The following is an 18851-nucleotide window of genomic DNA, read 5'->3' as shown; positions in this document are numbered from 1 at the left end:
CGTCTCAGTGGCAAACCATCAAATACCACTTGTCTAAGTAAAGACATCATTCCCTAATGGAGCCTTACAACGGCATGATGAATTCAACCAATTTTCACCAGCTCTTCATATTTTACATGGTTGCGCGACTGCAAAGCTTCTCCAAGGCGGGGCAAGAACTTTCCATTAGTCAGCCCGCGGTGTCCATTCAAGTTCGCGAACTGGAGAACTCGCTGGGCACTACCCTGCTGCACAGGATGCGCCGGGAACTGCGGCTGACCGAGACAGGCGAAGCCGTGTATAGCTACACGCAGCGCATTTTTGCCCTCGCGGACGAGATGCACACCGTCGTGCGTGATATTCAGGGCTTGCACGCTGGCACACTCACCATCGGGTCGTCAACAACGCCCGGCGAGTATATTCTGCCGTGGATTATCGGCAAGTTCAGGCAGAAGCACAGCGGCGTTCAAGTATCGCTGAACATCGCTAATACGCAGACGGTCGTCGATCAAATTTATTCGCGCGAACTCGATCTGGGAATGGCAGGTTCGCCCGTCAATATGAAAGGGCTTGCGTCGTTCCCGTATGTTACGGACAGAATCGTTGTCATCGCCGCGCCCAGCCATCCCTTGGCAAGGGAAGAAGCGGTGGGAATCCGGGACTTGCGAAACTTCGACTTTATTATGCGAGAGTCCGGCTCGGCAACGCGCAAGACCGCCGAAGATCTGCTCAGATCCCGCAGAGTCGAGCCGCACATCACCATGGAGATTGGCAGCAACGAAGCAATCAAGAGCGCGGTCGCGGCGGGCTTGGGCATCGGCGTGCTATCGGAACTGGCGATTCGGCCCGATGTTGCTGCCGGTATGATTCAGGTGCTGAATGTGAAGCGCTGGGAGTGTAACAAGCAGCTTTCCGTCTTCTACCGCGACGACAAGTATCTTTCCGCCGCGCAGACCGCATTCCTAGAATTCCTGCGCGCCGACGAGTCCGACTTGGACATCGACGACGAACACGACGATTAGCGCGCCTATGCCGTCTGCGCTTTATCAAATACCACGCCATTATTTCCACTGACCACTTGGGTTAACACCAACAAACAACACCGCGACCCGCAATCGTTCCGCGAGATTTTCGACTTCCGCAAAGTGAGGTGCGCTACGAAATGTCCCTGCCAATCAGTTCCAGACTAGCCTTGAAAGAGTGGGCGGTCGCAGTAAAAGCGCTCGCCAAAGGTGAGCAGATTCTCATCCTGCGCAAGGGTGGAATTCACCGTGAGGACAAGGCTTTTCGAGTCGTTCATCCCGAGTTTCTGCTGTTCCCGACATACGAACACCAGAACCGCGACCTCGTCAGGGCTGGCAGCCACGACGATTTGGAGCAGACGCTTGCCGAGTACGACAACCCGGAAAAGGTTGATTTCGGCTACTGGTGTGAGGTTACGGACAAGTTCGAGGTCAGCGAGCAAACTGCGCTGGACGAAATCGCGCCGTATCACATATGGACTTCCGATTACGCCAACAAGCGCCTGCGCTGGCGTCCCAAGCAGCCATTGACGATTGCGCTGTTGCGAATGTATGCTCTGGAACAACCGCAAGCACTCCCGGTGCTCGGCGAATATGGCGGCTGCAAGTCTTGGGTCGACCTGGCGGAAGACGTGCATCTGGGCGATATGACGCCCGTACTCAGCGACGACGCATACGAAGCGCAAGCGAAAGTAATCCGCGCTGCGCTAAACTAGGTAGTAGCGCATTCGTCAGAGCTCCGTAGCATAGACTTAGCGGCGCGCAATCCGAAAGCTAATTCTTCACCTTGGCGCGCACCACCATTCAACATCATCAGCAAGTTAGAACTGAGGCAGCGATCCTTGAAGTACAGGCAACTTGGCAAAACCGATCTGAATGTGTCCGAAGTAGGCTTCGGCGCGTGGACAGTCGCAATGAACTGGTGGGGCAAAATCGAAGAGCCGCAGGGCATAAATCTTATGCGGCACGCCTTCGATCTCGGCATCAACTTCTTCGACACCGGCGACGCATACGGCGATGGCTACGGAGAAGAGATAGTGGCGAAGGCGCTGAAACGGCAGCGTCACGACATCATCATCGGCACCAAATTCGGCTACGACTTCTACACGCCGTTCATCCGCGAGGGGCACCAGGAACGCCCGCAAAAGTGGACGCCCGGCTTCATTCGCTACGCCTGCGAGCAAAGCCTGCGCCGCCTCGACACCGACTATATTGACCTATACCAGCTTCACAATCCGAAGTTGGACGCCATCGAGAACGACGACCTCTTCGAAACGCTGGAAGATTTGGTAAACGAAGGCAAGATCCTGAACTACGGCTTTGCCATCGGACCGGACATCGGCTGGGAAGAAGAAGGCACGGCAGCCATCCAATACCGCGAAGCGCAGGCGATGCAGATAATCTATAGCATATTGGAACAAGACCCGGCGCGCGTCTGGTTTCCGATGGCAGTTGAGCAGCAGACAGGGCTGATAACGCGAGTGCCGCACGCATCGGGCATGCTTGACGGCACATACACGAAGGACACGGTGTTCGAAGCGAGCGACCATCGCAGCCACCGCAGGCAGGAATGGCTAAACACCTCGCTCGCCAAGATAGCGCAACTCGACTTCCTGACCGAAAGCCTAGACGCGACTATCGGGCAGATTGCCATACGATTCGCGCTGTCCGGCGGCATGGTTGCGTCCGTGCTGCCCAACATCACGAACATTCCGCAGCTCGAAGAGTTCGCCGCGGCAGCAGAGGCTGAAGAGATACCGCAGGAGTTCGTAGATCGCCTCAGCGACCTGTACGACGAGAACTTCCTTGTGGAAGAGCCGGCGGGATCTATCGCGGATTAGTTGCGGCTTTGCCTATTGCGGCTGCGCCTATTGCGTATGTTTCGCTTCATCTCGCCTTCGATTAGGCTAAAGTCGCGCTGCGGGATGAGATGCAGCGTATCGAAGAACGCGAGCGGCCAAAGTTCCGGCAGCCAACGCTTCAAGTACTCCATTCTGGGCGCGAGTTGCAGCGCGTCGATGTAGTCTTCCTCGCTGAGCACAATCTCCGGCCGTATCTTCACGCGATAACGATAGTCTTCGCCGCGCGTTTTGGAATTCCAGATGGGCGTGCGGTCCTCAAAGTACCCGGATGTGGTGCTGACCACGCCCGTCCACTTGCGCAGTTGGCGCACATACAGCAGCATCCGGTCGTCGGGCTGCATACGCTGCGCCCGGCGTCGATACTTCGCGCCCATGCCGAATACGCTGTATCCCCGATCCCGTGTAACCTCGAAGTCGTCAAGCGTTGTTGATACCATCCAGTAGTTTCTGCCCATATCGACAAAAGTCTCCGCGCACTCTGGTGTATCACACTATACTATCATGCTTGGCAATAGGCGGATTTTCTGCGTGGACGAATTCATCGCCCCTAGCCCACGTTGGCAGGTTGACCATAGCGACAAATATACCTGTCATTGGCGAGAGTGCGGGGAACAACAAATCGAAAATGGACGCGATATACGGGTTCGTCGTAACGCCCAGCCTCAATATCGCCACTCCTAAACAGGCACGCCATCAACCTAATCCATTCCTCCTAGTAGAGGAAGGTTAGGATGGGGACAATACTAGGACATGTCCACCTTCGCCGACAATCAATCCAACTCCCGCATGACCTGATAAATATGCCCAAACAACTTCGAACCTTCGCGCACCAGCTCAAAGTAGCCGACCCTGCTGGACGGGTTGAGATGGTCGAAGAAGGAAAACTCAGTGTGATACACATCGCCTCGCCGCTGCAAGGCGTCAACTAGGCGGCGCGATTCTTCCGATGGCACGAGCGGGTCCTGCCGGTCGTGCATTACGAGGATGCGTGCCCGCAAGTCGTTAATGTTCGTGCTGGGCGAAATGTTGTTCAGTGTGTCGAGCGATTGCGGCGGCAGTAGTTCGATTAGCCGTCGCGCTTCGTCGATGTTCGGCGCGTGCAGTATGTCGTAAACCAGCCGCCCTTCCGACGACAACTCTTCAAGCGATAATCCCGATGGCAGCGCCGAGCCATCTTCGATCGCCTGTGCGATTTGTTGGCGTTCCGCGACGTCGGGCACCGATTCCAACAGGTGCGTGCGGACGACTGCTGTGCTGAGCTGATCCGGTTGCCATTGCCTGCTGTCGCCGTCATAGAAGCGGCGATGCGTTACGACCGACGCAATCAGGTCTTTGGCGTCGTAGTAGCCGGCGAACGAGTTCACCACCGTTACATCGTCCCTGATCCGCTCGTCTTGCGCCGCAACCAGCAACAGAGAAGAGCCGACGCAGAAGCCTGCCATGCCGACTTTTTCGCCATCGACCATTGACAGCGTGCGAAGATACTCGAATCCGTATACAAGGTCATTGATTTCCTGCCCGCTGACGCGCCTCTGCGCCATTAGTTCCGACCATGGAATCATCACGACAATGCCCGTTCGCGCGATAGCATTGCCCACATTCACCACGCGCTCATCGTCCTTGCCCGCCGGGTTGACGCCGAGGAAGAACAGCACCGCGCTGCGTTCGCCGCCGCCCGCAGGCACATACAGGTCCGCTACGCCCACTCTGCCATCGCCAAGCGGATAGGTGATTTCCATTCGTTCTGGCGTGTCCGTGAACCATTCTGCGGGCTTTATCGGCACGGTCGGCAGCACCTGCGCCACGAAGCCGAGCGCCCGCCCGGTCGCACTCACTTGCGGCGTAAATGCCAGCACGAACGAGGTCGCGAGTACAGTGAGGACGATCACGCATGTCCTGACAAGACGGCGAGATGTGGCGGGCGGAAAGAATATAGACTTCATGATGATGTGGGTGCTATTCTAACTGCGCAAAGCATACTTCAGGGTCATTGCGCGATTGGAAATGGTTGTCATTGGATTGCCCATCATAATGTTTCCCCAGCGTTGAATCCCAGTGTGATCCCCCACAGTATGGGGCACAGTGTGAAAATGAAATCTTTGAAATAGGATACCATTGAATAAGAAATTAGCCTACACTACCGCGATGTCCAGCGAGAGCGACGGCGGCGCGCATATTGGCGCGGTGGTGCTTGCGGCGGGCGACAGCAACCGGATGCAGGGCATCGACAAGATTTTTTACCCGCTCGGAGGCGTACCTCTGGTATGGCGTAGCATTGCGACATTCCTGGCGCATCCGATGATCGAAGACATCGTTCTTGTAACATCAGCGTCTAACATGGGGCGGGCAGTGGAAGTGATTGCTGAGAATGGCGCAGGCGGCGTTGTCAAAGTGTGCGAGGGCGGCGAGCGCAGGCAAGATTCGGTGAATAGAGGATTGCGGTTGCTGGACGATTGCGAGTACATCGTAGTACACGACGGCGCGCGGCCGTTTGTCAGCGAGGATATGATAGACAGGGGCATAGCGGAATCTAAGGAGTGCGGCGCGGCGATTGCAGCAGTGCCTGTCAAGGACACTATCAAGATGTCCAACAAGATTCCCGATGGCGAGCATACGGTAGCGCAGACACTGCCCAGAGACCGGCTGTGGGCAGTGCAGACGCCGCAGATATTCCGAGCAACGCTGCTCGCAGAGGCGCACCAGCGAGTTTCGCATATGGTTACGGACGACGCATCGATGATCGAGGCTATCGGCAATCCTGTAAGGCTGTTCCACGGTTCGTATTACAACATCAAGGTAACCACTCCGGAAGACCTGCTATTCGCAAATGCCATCGTTGCCGGCGGGCTTTCCAATATCGATAGAACCGTCAACACCGTCAGCGCGGCGCAGTCAGGAAGCGGCGAATGACCACGCGATCCGGTATCGGCTTCGACGTTCACCCGCTTGTCGAAGGGCGCGCGCTGGTGCTTGGCGGCGTTACGATTCCGTACGCTCGCGGACTTGCCGGGCATAGCGACGGCGACGGGCTGATTCACGCCATCATTGACGCGATGCTGGGCGCGGCGGCGCTCGGCGACATCGGCACTCACTTCGCGCCGGGGGATGCAAGATACAAGGGCATTGCGAGCAGCGAACTGCTGACAGCGACCATCTCGCTGCTGCGCGGCAAGCGTTGGCGCGTAACCTTTGTTGATGCTACAATAATCGCCGAGCGCCCTATCTTGAGACCGCACATCGGCGACCTTCGCCATACGCTTGCCGCAATATTGCACCTCGATGTGGACTGCGTCAGCGTCAAGGCGACGACGACGGACGGTTTGGGCTTCGTCGGGCGCGGCGAAGGTATCGGCACTCTGGCAATTGCAACGATTGAACGGATAGCATGAAACTGTACAATACCCTCTCCGGCCGCAAGGAGAAGTTCACCACCGCAGACAACACCGTTGGGATGTATGTGTGCGGAATCACCCCTTACGCTCCCTCTCACATTGGCCACGCGATGATGTCCGTCGTCTTCGATGTCGTGCGGCGATACCTAGAATTCAAGGGATACGCCGTTAAGCACATCCAGAATTTCACGGATGTTGACGACAAAATCATCACGGCTGCGAACGAAAACGGCATCTCCACAGAAGAACTCGCGGAGACCAATATCGCACAGTATCACGACGAGATGGACACGCTGAATGTGCTGCGCGCGCATGTTTACCCCAGGGCGACTACCGAGATTCCCGCGATTGTCAGCATGATCGCATCGCTGGAAGAGCAAGGCTACGCGTACAATGTGAACGGCGATGTGTACTTCCGAGTCGGGCGCAAGGAGGACTACGGCAAGCTCAGCCGGCGCAGCGCAGAAGACCTGCTCTATGGCGCGCGCGTCGAGGTGGACGAGGCGAAGGAAGACCCGCGCGACTTTGCGCTGTGGAAATCGCAAAAGCCTGGCGAACCCGCATGGGACAGCCCGTGGGGCGCCGGACGACCCGGCTGGCATATCGAGTGCAGCGCAATGTCCATGCGCTACCTCCCAGATGGTGTGGACATTCACGGCGGCGGGCAGGACCTAATCTTCCCGCACCACGAGAACGAGATTGCGCAGAGCGAGAGTTTCAGCCAGACACAGCCATTCGCCCGATTCTGGATGCACAACGGCTTGTTGAGTATCAATGAGGACAAGATGAGCAAGTCGATCGGCAATGTGATAACGGTGAGCGAGGCGCTCAGCCGGTTCTCGCCGCCAGCGTTACGTCTGTTCTTCCTCAGCTCGCATTACCGCAGTCCGCTTGTGTACAGTACTCAGAACATCAACGCGCAGGAACGCGCTATCGAGCGCATCCGCAACGCCGCCGCGCCTAGAGACGGCAGCGCGAACGGCGAAGTGCTGGACGCGTCGAAATACAGAAGTGTGTTCGTTGAGGCGATGGACGACGACTTCAGCACGCCGCGTGCGCTGGCGGCAATCTTCGACCTGTCACGCGAGATTAACCGCGCCGCCGAACAAAGCAAGGATGTGTCCGCAGCGCAGCAGACGCTCCGCGAGCTGGTTGACATACTTGGCATAGACATCGAACATCAAGCCGAGGACTCCGGCGGCGACATTGCGCCATTCGTGGAGCTGCTAGTGGACATCCGTGCCGAACTTCGATCCGCAAAGCAGTTCGCCCTTGCCGACAAGATTCGCGACGAGCTTACGGAGCGAGGCGTAACACTCGAAGACTCCAGCAGCGGCACGGAATGGCGGTACAGAGCGCCATCTCAGGCCGGCTAGACGCCACCGCACGGCATGGCTGAGCCACAGCGCAACGGCATCGCGTCGGACCTGCGGCGCATCCTGGGTTCTGGCAGTGTTGCCGATCAACCTGCCAGCATGAGCCGATATACCGGCGATGCGCTTGGACCTTATCGCGCGTTCAGTGCTGCAGACCGGCTTCGCGCAACGCCTAGCGTCGTCGTGTTCCCCGATAGCGCACGACAAATCTCACGCGTCCTGCGTTATGCGCAGCAGCAAAGTGTGCCCGTCGTCCCATACGGCGGCGGCACCGGCGTGTTCGGCGCGGCGACGCCAATCGAAGGCTGCATCGTGCTCAGCCTTGACCGCCTGAACGGCATTCTCGATATTTCACCGCAGGACTTCACGGCGCGATTGCAAGCAGGCGTAGTGCTGGACAACGCGGCGCGCGCATTGCACGGCAAAAACATGCTGCTCGGACACGATCCTTGGAGCCGCCCGATTGCGACCGTCGGCGGGGCGATTTCCACGGATGGCGTAGGATACACTGCCGCGCGTTACGGTTCGATGGGCGAGCAAGTGCTAGGCGTTGAGGCGGTGCTCGCGGACGGCGAGATTATTCGCGCGCGCGCCAATGCCAAGCCGACTAACGGGCTGCCCTTGCAGCACCTGCTCATCGGGATGGAAGGCACTTTCGGAGTCGTCAGTGAGGCTACCTTGCGCATCTTTCCTCAGCCGCAAACGCGCCTTATCGCGGGCGTGGACTTCCTCACATTCGAGGCGGGCTTCCACGCAATCTGCCGCCTGTACGCTGAAGGCATGCGTCCCACGATGATCGACTATGGCACCGATGCGGACATCGCCAATTCTCCTGAATCCGATTCTTCACCGGCGGACGAAGATGCGACTTTGTACATCGCGTTCGAGGGCTTCACGGAAGATGTGCGAACGCAGTGGCAGAAAACTCTGGACATTTGCCGCGAATACGACGGCATCGAGGGCAGCCGCGAAGAAGCGCTGGCATTCTGGCATAACAGACACGCGCCCGGCGAACGATACAAGCGAAGTGTACTGCAAAGCGCCAATCCCGTAGAGGCTCGGCGAGATGCAGCATCGGCGCGGGTGGATTACCTGCATGTCGCGCTGCCGACCTCCCGCGTGCTTGACTATCGCAAGCGTTGCATGGGCATATTCGCCAATAACGGCGTGAAGGTACGCGAGTGGTCGATATGGGCGCGCCCGGAGTTCTTATCGTTCCTCATAGCGCAAGAACAGGACGCGCAGACTGATGATTATGCCGGAGACATGGGGCAGGTCGTGGATGCCGTGCTGTCGCTGGCGCAGCGAATGGGCGGCTCAATGGAATACTGCCACGGCGTCGGGCTAAAGCTGGCACATCTTGCTGAGTCAGAGCATGGCAGCGGACTGCAAATTATGCGCCGACTAAAGCGGGTGATAGACTCGAACAACATCCTCAATCCGGGCAAGTTACTGGGCTAACTTTTGCGTTGGCGAAGGCCAATCAGTGGGCAGGCGCCGCAATCGCACGTGCCGGGCGTTATGCAAATCAATGTTGACGCAATGCGCCGCAATTAGGCGAATCTGACGCTTAGTATGGAGACGGCTATGAAAACGACGACCATTGCGATGGTAAATTGGAATAGCACGCGTTCAATGCCGCGACGCGTGCGGAACGAGCCTTCTGCGGCGCCGAACAGGCCTGTGCCTTGTCCGCGAACCTGCAGCAGGATTATCGTTACGAGTATGATGGATATTGCTATTTGAACTATGTTTAACCAGTTTGACCAAGCCATCGTGTTCCTTATCCGCCGCTCAGTTGCCGCGCTGTCTAGTTCATCGCCAGCCTTATGAACGACCTCGGTTTGCTGCTCTCATGATACACCGCCATAATCGACCTCGCTAGTTTTTCTGGGTCGTGCCTTACGGGATGCGTGGCGTCCGTGAGGTCGGTCAGATGCAGGCGCGCGCCCTTCAGCATATCTCCGTCGTGGCACACCGGCGTGCCGTAGAAATTCGGTCCCAGTTCGCGCGGGTTGTCGTTCGCTATCACATGGTCAACGATGTCGGTGATGGTGTGCTTGGTGAGCGCGTCGTGATGGTCGCGCACTGAATAGCCCTCGGTCTCGCCCTGCTGTGTAGCGATGTTGGAGATGTAGATTTTTGTCGCGGACGACGCCCTGATTGCCTCCGCTATGCCGTCCACCATCAAGTTCGGCAAAATGCTCGTGTACAAGCTGCCCGGTCCGATGACAATCGCCTGCGCCTCTCGCAGCGCCTCAATCGCCATTGGGTGCGCCGATGCGTCCGGCGGGTCTATCATTAGGCGGTCTATGCCACCTTGCGCCATGGCGACATTCGATTCGCCATGAATTACATCGCCGCTCTTTTGCTTAACTGATAGCCGCAAGTTCGCCATCGTCGCGGGGACAACCTTGCCGTGCACCGCGAGCACCCGGCTAGACTCCACAAGCGCCTTGTCGAAGCTGTGGGTAACACTCGTCATCGCGGCAATGAACAGGTTGCCGAAGCTATGTCCCTTGAGGCAATCGCCCTCCTCGAACCTGTACTGGAATAGTTCTTCGACCAGCGGCTCGGCATCGGACATCGCAACCAAGCAGTTGCGGAAATCGCCGGGTGGCAGCACGCCAAGCTCTTCGCGCAGACGCCCGGAGCTGCCGCCATCATCGCCCACGGTTACTATCGCGGTCAGGTTGTCGGTGTGCGCCTTCAAACCGCGCAGTAGAACGGACTGACCGGTGCCTCCGCCTATCGCCACGATGCGCGGTCCCCTTGCGAGAGAGCGGCGCGTATATATCGTGCTAGCGATGCTGTTGATTGCGGGCGAGTCTAGGATTAGTGGGCCTACGGAGCGGTACAGTCCGAACAGCGCGAAGTATATGATCAGTCCGCCGCCGAACAGGAGGATTATGCCTTCGAGAAATGACGGCAGCATGTCCGGCGGACGCAGCGTAACCAGTTCGACGAAGACATAGACAAGCCCGAGCAAGCACATCAGCATGCCGAGCGCGCCGAGCAGCATCCAGCGCTTCAGTCCGATTCCCGGTGTGGCGAGCCGCAGGATGTCCAGCCACGCAGTTCGGCGTCGATGCCCGTTGGCGGAATACACCCGCCCGTTGCGCAGGAAAGCCCCGTTCATGCGGACTGCCTGATGGCGTCGAGCCGCTCCTGCAGCAGCTGCATCACGAGCTGGGGATTGGCTTTGCCTCTGGTTATCTTCATCACCTGCCCGACGAGGAAGCGAATCGCCTGATCTTTGCCTTCCAGATATTCGGCGACCGGCTTGGGGTTGGAGGCGATAGCCTCGTCCACAGCGTCGCCAAGCGCGTCCGTGTCGCTGATTTGCACCAAGCCCTGCTCTTCGGCGATGCTCTCCGGTGCCTTGCCGGTGTTGTACATCTGCTCGAAGACGGTCTTCGCCATGCTATTGCTGAGTGCGCCGCCTTCTACCATATGCAGCAAATCAGCGAAGTGCTGAGGCGTGATTCGTATGCCTTCGATGTCGCCGTTCGTCTCGTTAAGCAGCCTACCAAGCTCGGTGAGTGTCCAATTGCTGACTTGCTTCGCGAACTGCTCTGTAGCGTCGCCGGACTTGCCGGATTCGCCTTTGGCCGACACGACCGATTCGTAGTAATCCGCCGTTGCTTTGTTTATCGTGAGCAGGTTGGCGTCATACTCGGACAAGCCGTATTGTGTCATGAATCGCTGCCGTCGTGCGGCGGGCAGTTCGGGCAGCACATCGCGCACTGCCTGCACCCAGCCGTCTTCGATGGCGAGCGGCGGCAAGTCCGGTTCCGGGAAGTAGCGATAGTCGTGCGCGTATTCCTTCGTGCGCTGCGTGAAGGTGGTCGCGGTGGCATCGTCCCAGCCGCGCGTTTCTTGCACGATGAGCTCGCCTTCCTTGACAGCGAGTACCTGCCGCTCGGCTTCGTATGACAGCGCACGATGCACCGCGCGGAAGCTGTTCATATTCTTAATTTCGACCTTCGCGCCGAACTCCGCGCTGCCGAGCGGGCGCACGCTAATGTTGGCGTCGCAGCGGAAGTTGCCTTCTTCCATGTTGGCGCTGCTCACGCCGATGTAGCGCAATATGGACTGCAATTGCGTCAGGTAGCTGCGGGCTTCGTCGGGGCTACGCATATCCGGCTCGCTGACGATTTCCATCAATGGCACGCCGGCGCGATTGATGTCCAGCAGGCTGTAGTTTTCGCCGAAATCGTCCGCGCGGTGGAACAGCTTCGCCACATCCTCCTCGAGGTGAACGCGCGTAACGCCGATGAGCTTCTCGCCGTCATCAGTCTCGATGTTCAGGCAGCCGCCGTGCGCGACCGGCTGGTCGTACTGTGAAATCTGGTAGCCCTTCATTAGGTCGGGATACGGGTAGTTTTTGCGGTCGAACTTGGTGATGGCGGATATTTCACAGCCGAGCGCAAGTCCGGTGCGGATTACAAAATCGACCGCCTTTTGGTTCATCACGGGCATCGCGCCTGGCATGCCGAGACAAACGGCGCAGACGGTAGTATTGGGCGGCGCGTCCTGATACGCCGCGCTGCACGCGCAGAACATCTTGCTCTCCGTCAGCAATTGCGAATGCACTTCCAAGCCGATGACGATTTCGTACTCAGTGGACTGTTGCGCCGTCATTGTGATCCCAAAACCTTCAGCATTGACATTATTGAGAATACAACCGCCTATTAGTATAGAAAATCACAATCCGAAACACAACCGAGTGTGTTGTAAGACGATTTCACAAATGCAATTTATCCCTGTCATTTCGAGCGAAGCGAGAAATCTAAAGTCGGAAACAGGTTGCCTGCAACGATTTCAGATGCCTCACTGCGTTCGGAATGACAAAAACAGCGCGGAATGACAACACTAGGGATTTGTGGAATCGTCTCGTTGTGAACACGATTCCACAACACCCTTCCACTCGCGACGGGCTGACAGAGAATGATTAGAATGGGTGAGAACGAGCCTGATAGCGTAGGCAGTCGCTCATTATGAGCATATCTTCGCCAAAGGACGCATACTTGTACAATAGGCGCATTGCAGTTACGTCGCTGTCCGATGATTGGCGAACTTGCCCCCTTCCCAACCTTCCCCCATAACGAGTGAAGGCTAGGATATGGGTACTACATGGACAACTCGCCTTCCAGCTCACTTATCGCGCTGTCCAATGTGGCGATGATTTCGTCGATGTCGTCGGTAGTGATGCAGAGCGGCGGGCCGATCGCGACCCGGTCGCCTCCGAAGCGCAGGATTATGCCGCGATCGCGCATCTTCTCGGTCAAGCGCTTGCCCACTTGCTGGCTTTCGTCAAACTTTGCCTTGCTATCACTGTCGCTGACGAGTTCCACGCCCAGCAGTAAGCCGATGCCGCGCACATCGCCAATTGACGGGTGGATCTCTTGCAGCTCTTGCAGCCGTTCCAAGAAGTATATGCCCATGCTTGCCGAGTTGCTGACCAGCTCTTCGCGCTCGATAATCTCGATGTTCTTGAGTGCGACGGCTGCAGTTACCGGATGACCGCCAAAAGTGAGAGCCTGCCGGAATACATTGTCTTCGCCGGCGAATGCGTCTGCGATATGCGTGCCGGCGATTGTCGCGGCGAGCGGCAGGTAGCTGCTGGTAATGCCCTTGGCAATAGTCATGATGTCCGGCACGACGCCGTAGTGCTCCATCGCGAACATCTTGCCGGTGCGCCCGAAGCCGGTTACCACTTCGTCGGCGATGAGCACGACTCCGTAGCGGTCGCATGTCTCGCGCACCATCTGCCAGTAGTCAGGCGATGGCGGAGCCAAGCCGGACGCGACAGGTTCGCCTATGAACGCGGCAACGGTGTCCGGGTTGTGCAGCAGTATCAGGTCTTCAACGGCGCGCGCGGAACGCTCGGCGCACTCCTCCGGCGTGCTGCTGCCGAACTCGCATCGGTAGAAATACGGCTGCGGCGCATACAGCATGCCGGGCATCGCCGGCTCGAAGTCGCTGATGCCCGAGCTTGCGCCCATCCACATCACGCCGCCCGTCGCGCCGTGGTACGACCCGCGCCTGCTGATAACCTTGTAGCGTCCGTTGTCGCCCCGCCGCTTGTGGTACGCTCTGGCGATTTTGACCGCAGTCTCGTTCGCCTCGGAGCCGCCGCTGACAGGCCAGACGCGTTCCAGATTGTCGGGCGCAAGTTCCGCCAACTTTTCGACTAGGCGGATTAGCGGCGCGGTGGTCGTGCCTTGCGGGAAGTAGGTCAGCTTGCGCATCTGCTCGAGCATCGTGTCGGCGATGGTGGTGTGTCCGTAACCCGCGTTGACGGATGCGTATCCACCGTGCGCGTCGATCCAGACATTGCCCTCGGCGTCGGTTACACGCACGCCATCACCGCTGACCATGATAGGGGGACCGCCCTCTTCCGCCATAGTCGTCCAATCGGCGTTGTGCATCCAAAGGTGGTCGAGAGCCGCCTGTCTGACGGAATCAATGTCGCTTGTCGTTGTCATTTGGTGCTCCCTATGAGATACCCCTACCTGCTTTGCCACCGATTTCGAAACAGCTCGCTATGTCATCCGCGATATGCCCATTTCGCCTTCGAGTTCCCAGAGGGACAGGTCGATGGCGTGCACGATTTCGTCCACCTCTTCGCGGGTGATACACAGCGGCGGTCCGATGTTCAGGATGTTGCTGTTGATGCGGAAAATCAGTCCGTGCCGCTTGAACTTCTCGTTGAGGCGCTCCGGCACACGCAGTTCCGGCGCAAAGCCCGCCTTCGTCGCGCGGTCGCTCACAAGCTCAACGGCGAGCAGCAAGCCGATGCCGCGCACATCGCCGACTAGCGGGTGATCAACGGCCAGTCCTTCCAGTTGCTCCTTGAAGTACGCGCCGACCTGTGCAGAATTCGCCACAAGGTCTTCGTTCTCGATGATTTCGATGTTCTTCAGCGACGCTGCCGCCGCGACAGGATGCCCCGCCGCAGTGAACACATGCCGCAGGATATTGCGCTCGCCGGCAAAGGCGTCCGCAATTTCCTTGCTGACGATTGCCGCCGCCATCGGCAGGTAACTGCTCACAATGCCCTTCGCCACGGTCATAATGTCCGGCGCGACGCCCCAGTGTTCCAGCGCGAACATCTTGCCGGTGCGCCCGAAACCGCAAATCACCTCGTCCGCGATGAGCAGCACGCCGTGCTTGTCGCATATTTGGCGCAGCATAGGCCAGTATTCGTCGCCCGGCACGACCGCGCCTTGCGGTATCGCCACCGGCTCTGCGATGACGGCTGCGACAGTCTGCGGTCCGTGAAATTCTATGAGCCTTTCGACCGCCTCAGCGGAGCGCGCGGCACTCTCGGACGGCGTCTCGTCGGCGCGTTCCGATCTGTACGGGTTGGGCTGCGGTGCGTGCACCATGCCCGGGTAAATCGGCTCGTAGTCGTGGCGCGGCTGATACGGGCTGCCGCCGAGCCACAGCACGCCCGCCGTCATGCCATGATACGACCCGATGCGGCTGATGACCTTGTAACGACCCGGTTCGCCGGTGCGCTTGTGGTAGGCGCGGGCGATCTTCAGCGCGGTCTCGTTCGCCTCCGAACCGCCGCTTACCGGGAACACGCGGGACAGGCTGCCCGGCGCAATCTCCGCGAGTTTCGCCGCGAGTTTTGCCATCGGGACGGTGGTCGTGCCTTGCGGGAAGTAGTGCAAACTTGCCATCTGCTCATACGCCGCTTCGCCGATTTCCTCGCGGCCGTAGCCCACATTGACCGAGTTGTAGCCGCCGTTGACATCAATCCACGAATTGCCGTCGGAATCGATGACGCGCACGCCGTCGCCGCTCTCGATAATCTGCGGCTCGCCCTCCTCCGCCATCTGCGTCCAATCTCGGTTGTGCATCCACAAATATCGCAAAGATGCCCTGCGCAGGGCCTCGCTGTCGGAAATCGCGGTAGTCATATGATTGCTCCTTGCTTGGGCGCTCCTTACCGGGGTCTGTCAGAATGCCACAAGTGTACTCCGCGCAATGGGGCAAGGCAAGGTGTGTTGAAATCCGCCAGATAGTTAGTAAGAGAGACGGAAAGAGTAGAAGACACGAAGGGACAGACAGTGCGCTCACTATGAAAACGCAAAGAAGGATTCTATCCAGACTCAGAGTTGACGGATAGAGGAGAATTTCTGCGATATCTACTTAACACAGCAGCGTTTTCCACATCTGTTCGAAATCGCTCGATCAACTCGAGCATAGTCTCATGCAACGGCATGTAGTCATCGGACTGGATCTCCAAACGTTCTCCGTGAGCTACCGAATTTCTGTTTCGCAGTAAGCGTTCATCGAGCATTACGTTTTGGATTTCGTAGCTGGTAGCGTCAACTCCCACATATTGCAGTATCTCTTTGAGAACCTCCGAATTTAGATTAGAGCGGGTGTTGATCGCCTTCTCACAATCTATACTGAATCGTTCAGGCAGTTGAGACGCAAAATAGTTGGTAAGATGAGTGTGCAGTGTGGCTACCCTGGACTGCTCCGGCTGTTGGATATCCGACAGCAATCCGAGTGCTAAGAAATTTGGCGCAACATCATGAAGTCTCAAGCGTTGAGACACTACGAAGCAGATGTAAGCCGTCGCTGCGTTCTTAATAAAACCTTCCCAATGGGCGTACAGGAGGCATATCGCAGCCCTGAGTAGCGTTGCCTCCTCATGTGCCCTCGCCTTTTGTATCGTGAAACGCAGAGTCGTCAGTTCTCTCTTTCGCCAAGCGAGTTCGTTATCTAAGAATTCGCTCAGTTCGGTAAGCGACCGAATTCTCATGGTGCGAAAATTCGCCTTCCAAGAGGAATGTTCGTCTGTATTCGCGACGACGCATTTCTACCAGAACCGCTATTGAATTCGCTATTATCCCAAAGAGCTTTGGAGATTTTTTTGATGTTCGGTATCTTGGTTTTTCCGTTCTTAGTATACGCTTCAAAGTTATAGCCCAAACCCATCGCTATGGGTTCAAAAGCGGAAATTATGAAAGGACCCCGATATGCCTTTCTTTCTACATCGTACCTGCGGAAACTATCCTCGCCTAGGGATGATGCCAGCCTATCAAAGGTGAACTCAAATGCCTCCTTCTCAATCGAAAAGGTCTTCTTGAGGGCTTTAGACTTGGCAAGAGCAGTAATCCTATCAGTTAGAAACTCCCCCAAGTCGCCTACTGAGCTTAATGACGTTTGCTCTAAGCGTCGGAACACCACGAAACGAGTGACAAGCTCCAAGTCGTACTGCTGCGATTTTAGCCTGTCCGACAAGGGTATGCACGCTTGGAAGTTCTTATACCTAGCCAAGTCAGCAATCCATCTATAGGCATCTGGATTGACCATCATTAAGACGACATTGCGGAGTTCTTGGCCAGATAGCTGGGACCCTCCAGTGTTCAGACGTTGAAAGAGTTCATACTTAGTATCTTCGCTACTCTCTCGAAGAATGATTTTCACATCTATTTTAGAACGCCTGATTATGAGTTGGTTCGTTCTACCAATAGACTCTTCTTTATCATCAGACTTCCATTTCATACCTTCTAGTGAAGGAAGGTATTTAGTTTTCGTGAGCGTCAACGGAGGTAGCGTGTTATCGTCTTCATCCTTGAGTACGCCAACCAACTCAAAGATTGTAGATAGCCTTTGCAATCCGTCGACTACATCCCATACACCATCTTCTCTTTGCGAGACAAAGATTGAGGGAAGTGGTATTCCGAGCAGTATGGACTCTATGAGGCGAGATTTCTGCTCTGGAGACCAGCGATAGAATCTTTGAAACTCCGGATGTATATCCAATTCATCGTCATTGTATAGGTTCAGCAATTCTCCGATGGACATGGGATAACCGTCGCTGCGAACCTCAGCACTCCTATCTTTGATTTCTTGGTCAAGCCCCATTCTTCCATCCTTTTATACACGAATTTTGAGCAATGGATAGTCTATACGCCATTCTAGGATCAAACTGGCATTAGGTCAAACACTCGTTGAGCTGACAATACTCATGTATCTCCCCTCAGACGGCAAGATACAATCCCCGCCGATGCGATATACTGGTCAGGTTGACTTGAAAATATCGGAGGCATCAATGAGATTAGGTTCGTTTATATTTCCCGTAAGCCACTATCCATACAGCGACAGTTCGGTGATAGACAGCACGCTCGAAGAGATTGAGTTTGCGGAGCGCATTGGCTTGGATGCGGTTTGGCTTACGGAGCATCACTTCGATGGCGCGGTGGCTTATGCGGACCCTCTGGTGTTCGGCGCGGCGGTGGCGGCGCGCACCAAGCATGTCAAGATAGGCTTTGCGGTGGTGGAACTCGCGCTGCATCATCCGGTACGGCTGGCGGTGCAGACTTCCACACTGGACAACCTCAGCCACGGCAGGCTGATTGTCGGCACGGGACGCGGGTCGGCGTTCAATCATTATGAGTACATCGGCTACGGCATCGACATGCAGGACGGCATCGACCGTCTTGACGAGAACGAGGAATTGCTGATGAAAGCGTGGACGGAGACGCCGCTGAAGCACGAGGGCGAGCATTGGCAGATGAAGTTCCCGATGCTGCGCCCGCGACCGTATCAGAAGCCGCACCCGCCGCTGATTCGCGCGTGCATCAGCGAGGCGTCTAGCATCGCGATGGCGCGGATTGGAAGGCCGATAATGCTGGGCATACTGCCGCTCGAATCGCTCACTGACAGGCTGAACGCCTTCCGCGACACGATGCTCCAATCTGGCTTCGACGAGCAGACGACGGCAGCGACATTCGACCAGTGCTGGGCGTCGCGGAATGTGTTCGTGGCGGACACTCACGAAGAAGCGCGAGAGCTGGCGGAGTACGGTTTCGCGCGAGAGCGCAGGCACTTCGGCGAGGCAAGGCGGCTTTTCAATCCCGGAGGCGGTCCGACGCAACAAGGCAGCGGAACATCTTCAGCAAGGGAAAGCCTGGAAATGTCGTTCATAATGGGAACGCCAAGCCAAGTGGCAGAAGAGCTAATGGCGTTCAAATCCGCCGGTGTGCCCAACCTGATGCTAAAGTTCAACACTGGGCAGATGGAGCCACAGAAGGTGCAGGCGTCGATGCGGCTCTTTGGCGAGAAGGTGATGCCAATCATCCATCGTCGTTGATTGCAGTCTCCACCCGCTTTGGCTGTCATTCCTAGCGCAGCGAGGAATCTGAAATCTGCGAGCGCCACATGCGCCAAGATTTCAGATTCTTCACT

The 18851-nt window shown here is 57.0% G+C and carries 16 protein-coding genes; 8 read left to right on the top strand and 8 right to left on the bottom strand.

The features are described 5' to 3' along the window. The first annotated feature begins 56 nt into the window (after window positions 1–56). The 3 genes from F4X57_08670 to F4X57_08660 all read left to right on the top strand — a co-directional run bounded on the left by F4X57_08670 (window position 57) and on the right by F4X57_08660 (window position 2842). Window positions 57–1001, top strand: coding sequence for a LysR family transcriptional regulator (locus tag F4X57_08670; GenBank protein MYC07229.1), 945 nt, complete (start codon window positions 57–59; stop codon window positions 999–1001). Between the two features lie 140 nt (window positions 1002–1141). Beyond that, complete coding sequence (locus tag F4X57_08665; protein ID MYC07228.1) at window positions 1142–1717, top strand: DUF1802 family protein; 576 nt, start codon at window positions 1142–1144, stop codon at window positions 1715–1717. 126 nt (window positions 1718–1843) lie between these two features. Beyond that, on the top strand, window positions 1844–2842 hold the full coding sequence (locus tag F4X57_08660) for an aldo/keto reductase (GenBank protein ID MYC07227.1): 999 nt from the start codon (window positions 1844–1846) through the stop codon (window positions 2840–2842). Here F4X57_08660 and F4X57_08655 read toward each other — a convergent pair. Next, window positions 2839–3318, bottom strand: a complete 480-nt coding sequence (locus F4X57_08655; GenBank protein MYC07226.1) for an EVE domain-containing protein — start codon at window positions 3316–3318, stop codon at window positions 2839–2841. The genes F4X57_08660 and F4X57_08655 overlap by 4 nt on opposite strands. A 315-nt stretch (window positions 3319–3633) precedes the next feature. Next, complete coding sequence (locus F4X57_08650) at window positions 3634–4752, bottom strand: hypothetical protein (GenBank protein MYC07225.1); 1119 nt, start codon at window positions 4750–4752, stop codon at window positions 3634–3636. A gap of 256 nt (window positions 4753–5008) precedes the next feature. Here F4X57_08650 and ispD point away from each other — a divergent pair, with 256 nt between their 5' ends. Genes ispD through F4X57_08630 form a run of 4 tightly spaced genes read left to right on the top strand, consistent with a single transcriptional unit; the run spans window position 5009 to window position 9092 of the window. After that, window positions 5009–5773: a 2-C-methyl-D-erythritol 4-phosphate cytidylyltransferase gene (ispD, locus tag F4X57_08645; GenBank protein MYC07224.1), complete on the top strand. Its 765-nt coding sequence runs from the start codon at window positions 5009–5011 to the stop codon at window positions 5771–5773. Continuing rightward, the gene (locus F4X57_08640; protein MYC07223.1) at window positions 5770–6252 is read left to right on the top strand and encodes a 2-C-methyl-D-erythritol 2,4-cyclodiphosphate synthase; all 483 of its coding nucleotides are present in this window, start codon (window positions 5770–5772) and stop codon (window positions 6250–6252) included. Before ispD ends, F4X57_08640 begins: the two co-directional genes overlap by 4 nt. Continuing rightward, window positions 6249–7631, top strand: a complete 1383-nt coding sequence (locus F4X57_08635; protein MYC07222.1) for a cysteine--tRNA ligase — start codon at window positions 6249–6251, stop codon at window positions 7629–7631. Before F4X57_08640 ends, F4X57_08635 begins: the two co-directional genes overlap by 4 nt. A gap of 15 nt (window positions 7632–7646) precedes the next feature. Beyond that, window positions 7647–9092, top strand: coding sequence for an FAD-binding oxidoreductase (locus F4X57_08630; GenBank protein ID MYC07221.1), 1446 nt, complete (start codon window positions 7647–7649; stop codon window positions 9090–9092). A gap of 92 nt (window positions 9093–9184) precedes the next feature. Here F4X57_08630 and secG read toward each other — a convergent pair whose 3' ends face one another. From secG to F4X57_08600, 6 genes are all read right to left on the bottom strand, one after another. Beyond that, a complete protein-coding gene (gene secG / locus F4X57_08625) occupies window positions 9185–9406 on the bottom strand; it encodes a preprotein translocase subunit SecG (protein ID MYC07220.1) in 222 nt (73 codons plus the stop codon). A gap of 35 nt (window positions 9407–9441) precedes the next feature. Beyond that, window positions 9442–10770, bottom strand: coding sequence for a YvcK family protein (locus F4X57_08620; protein MYC07219.1), 1329 nt, complete (start codon window positions 10768–10770; stop codon window positions 9442–9444). Beyond that, window positions 10767–12275, bottom strand: a complete 1509-nt coding sequence (gene gatB, locus F4X57_08615) for an Asp-tRNA(Asn)/Glu-tRNA(Gln) amidotransferase subunit GatB (GenBank protein ID MYC07218.1) — start codon at window positions 12273–12275, stop codon at window positions 10767–10769. Before gatB ends, F4X57_08620 begins: the two co-directional genes overlap by 4 nt. Before the next feature lie 488 nt (window positions 12276–12763). Next, the gene (locus tag F4X57_08610) at window positions 12764–14122 is read right to left on the bottom strand and encodes an aspartate aminotransferase family protein (protein MYC07217.1); all 1359 of its coding nucleotides are present in this window, start codon (window positions 14120–14122) and stop codon (window positions 12764–12766) included. A gap of 57 nt (window positions 14123–14179) precedes the next feature. Then, entirely contained in the window at window positions 14180–15565 is a 1386-nt protein-coding gene (locus tag F4X57_08605) for an aspartate aminotransferase family protein (GenBank protein ID MYC07216.1), read from the bottom strand. Between the two features lie 850 nt (window positions 15566–16415). After that, entirely contained in the window at window positions 16416–17528 is a 1113-nt protein-coding gene (locus F4X57_08600) for a DUF262 domain-containing protein (GenBank protein ID MYC07215.1), read from the bottom strand. Window positions 17529–17631: 103 nt separating this feature from the next. Between F4X57_08600 and F4X57_08595 the strand changes: the two genes are divergently transcribed. Further along, complete coding sequence (locus tag F4X57_08595; GenBank protein MYC07214.1) at window positions 17632–18756, top strand: LLM class flavin-dependent oxidoreductase; 1125 nt, start codon at window positions 17632–17634, stop codon at window positions 18754–18756. Window positions 18757–18851 lie beyond the last annotated feature (95 nt).

Source organism: Chloroflexota bacterium, from assembly GCA_009840355.1.
Taxonomy (GTDB): Bacteria; Chloroflexota; Dehalococcoidia; order Lucifugimonadales; family JADFKI01; genus Bin90.
Note: the sequence above shows the minus strand (reverse complement) of the source record. Positions and strands in the feature narration are given on the sequence as shown.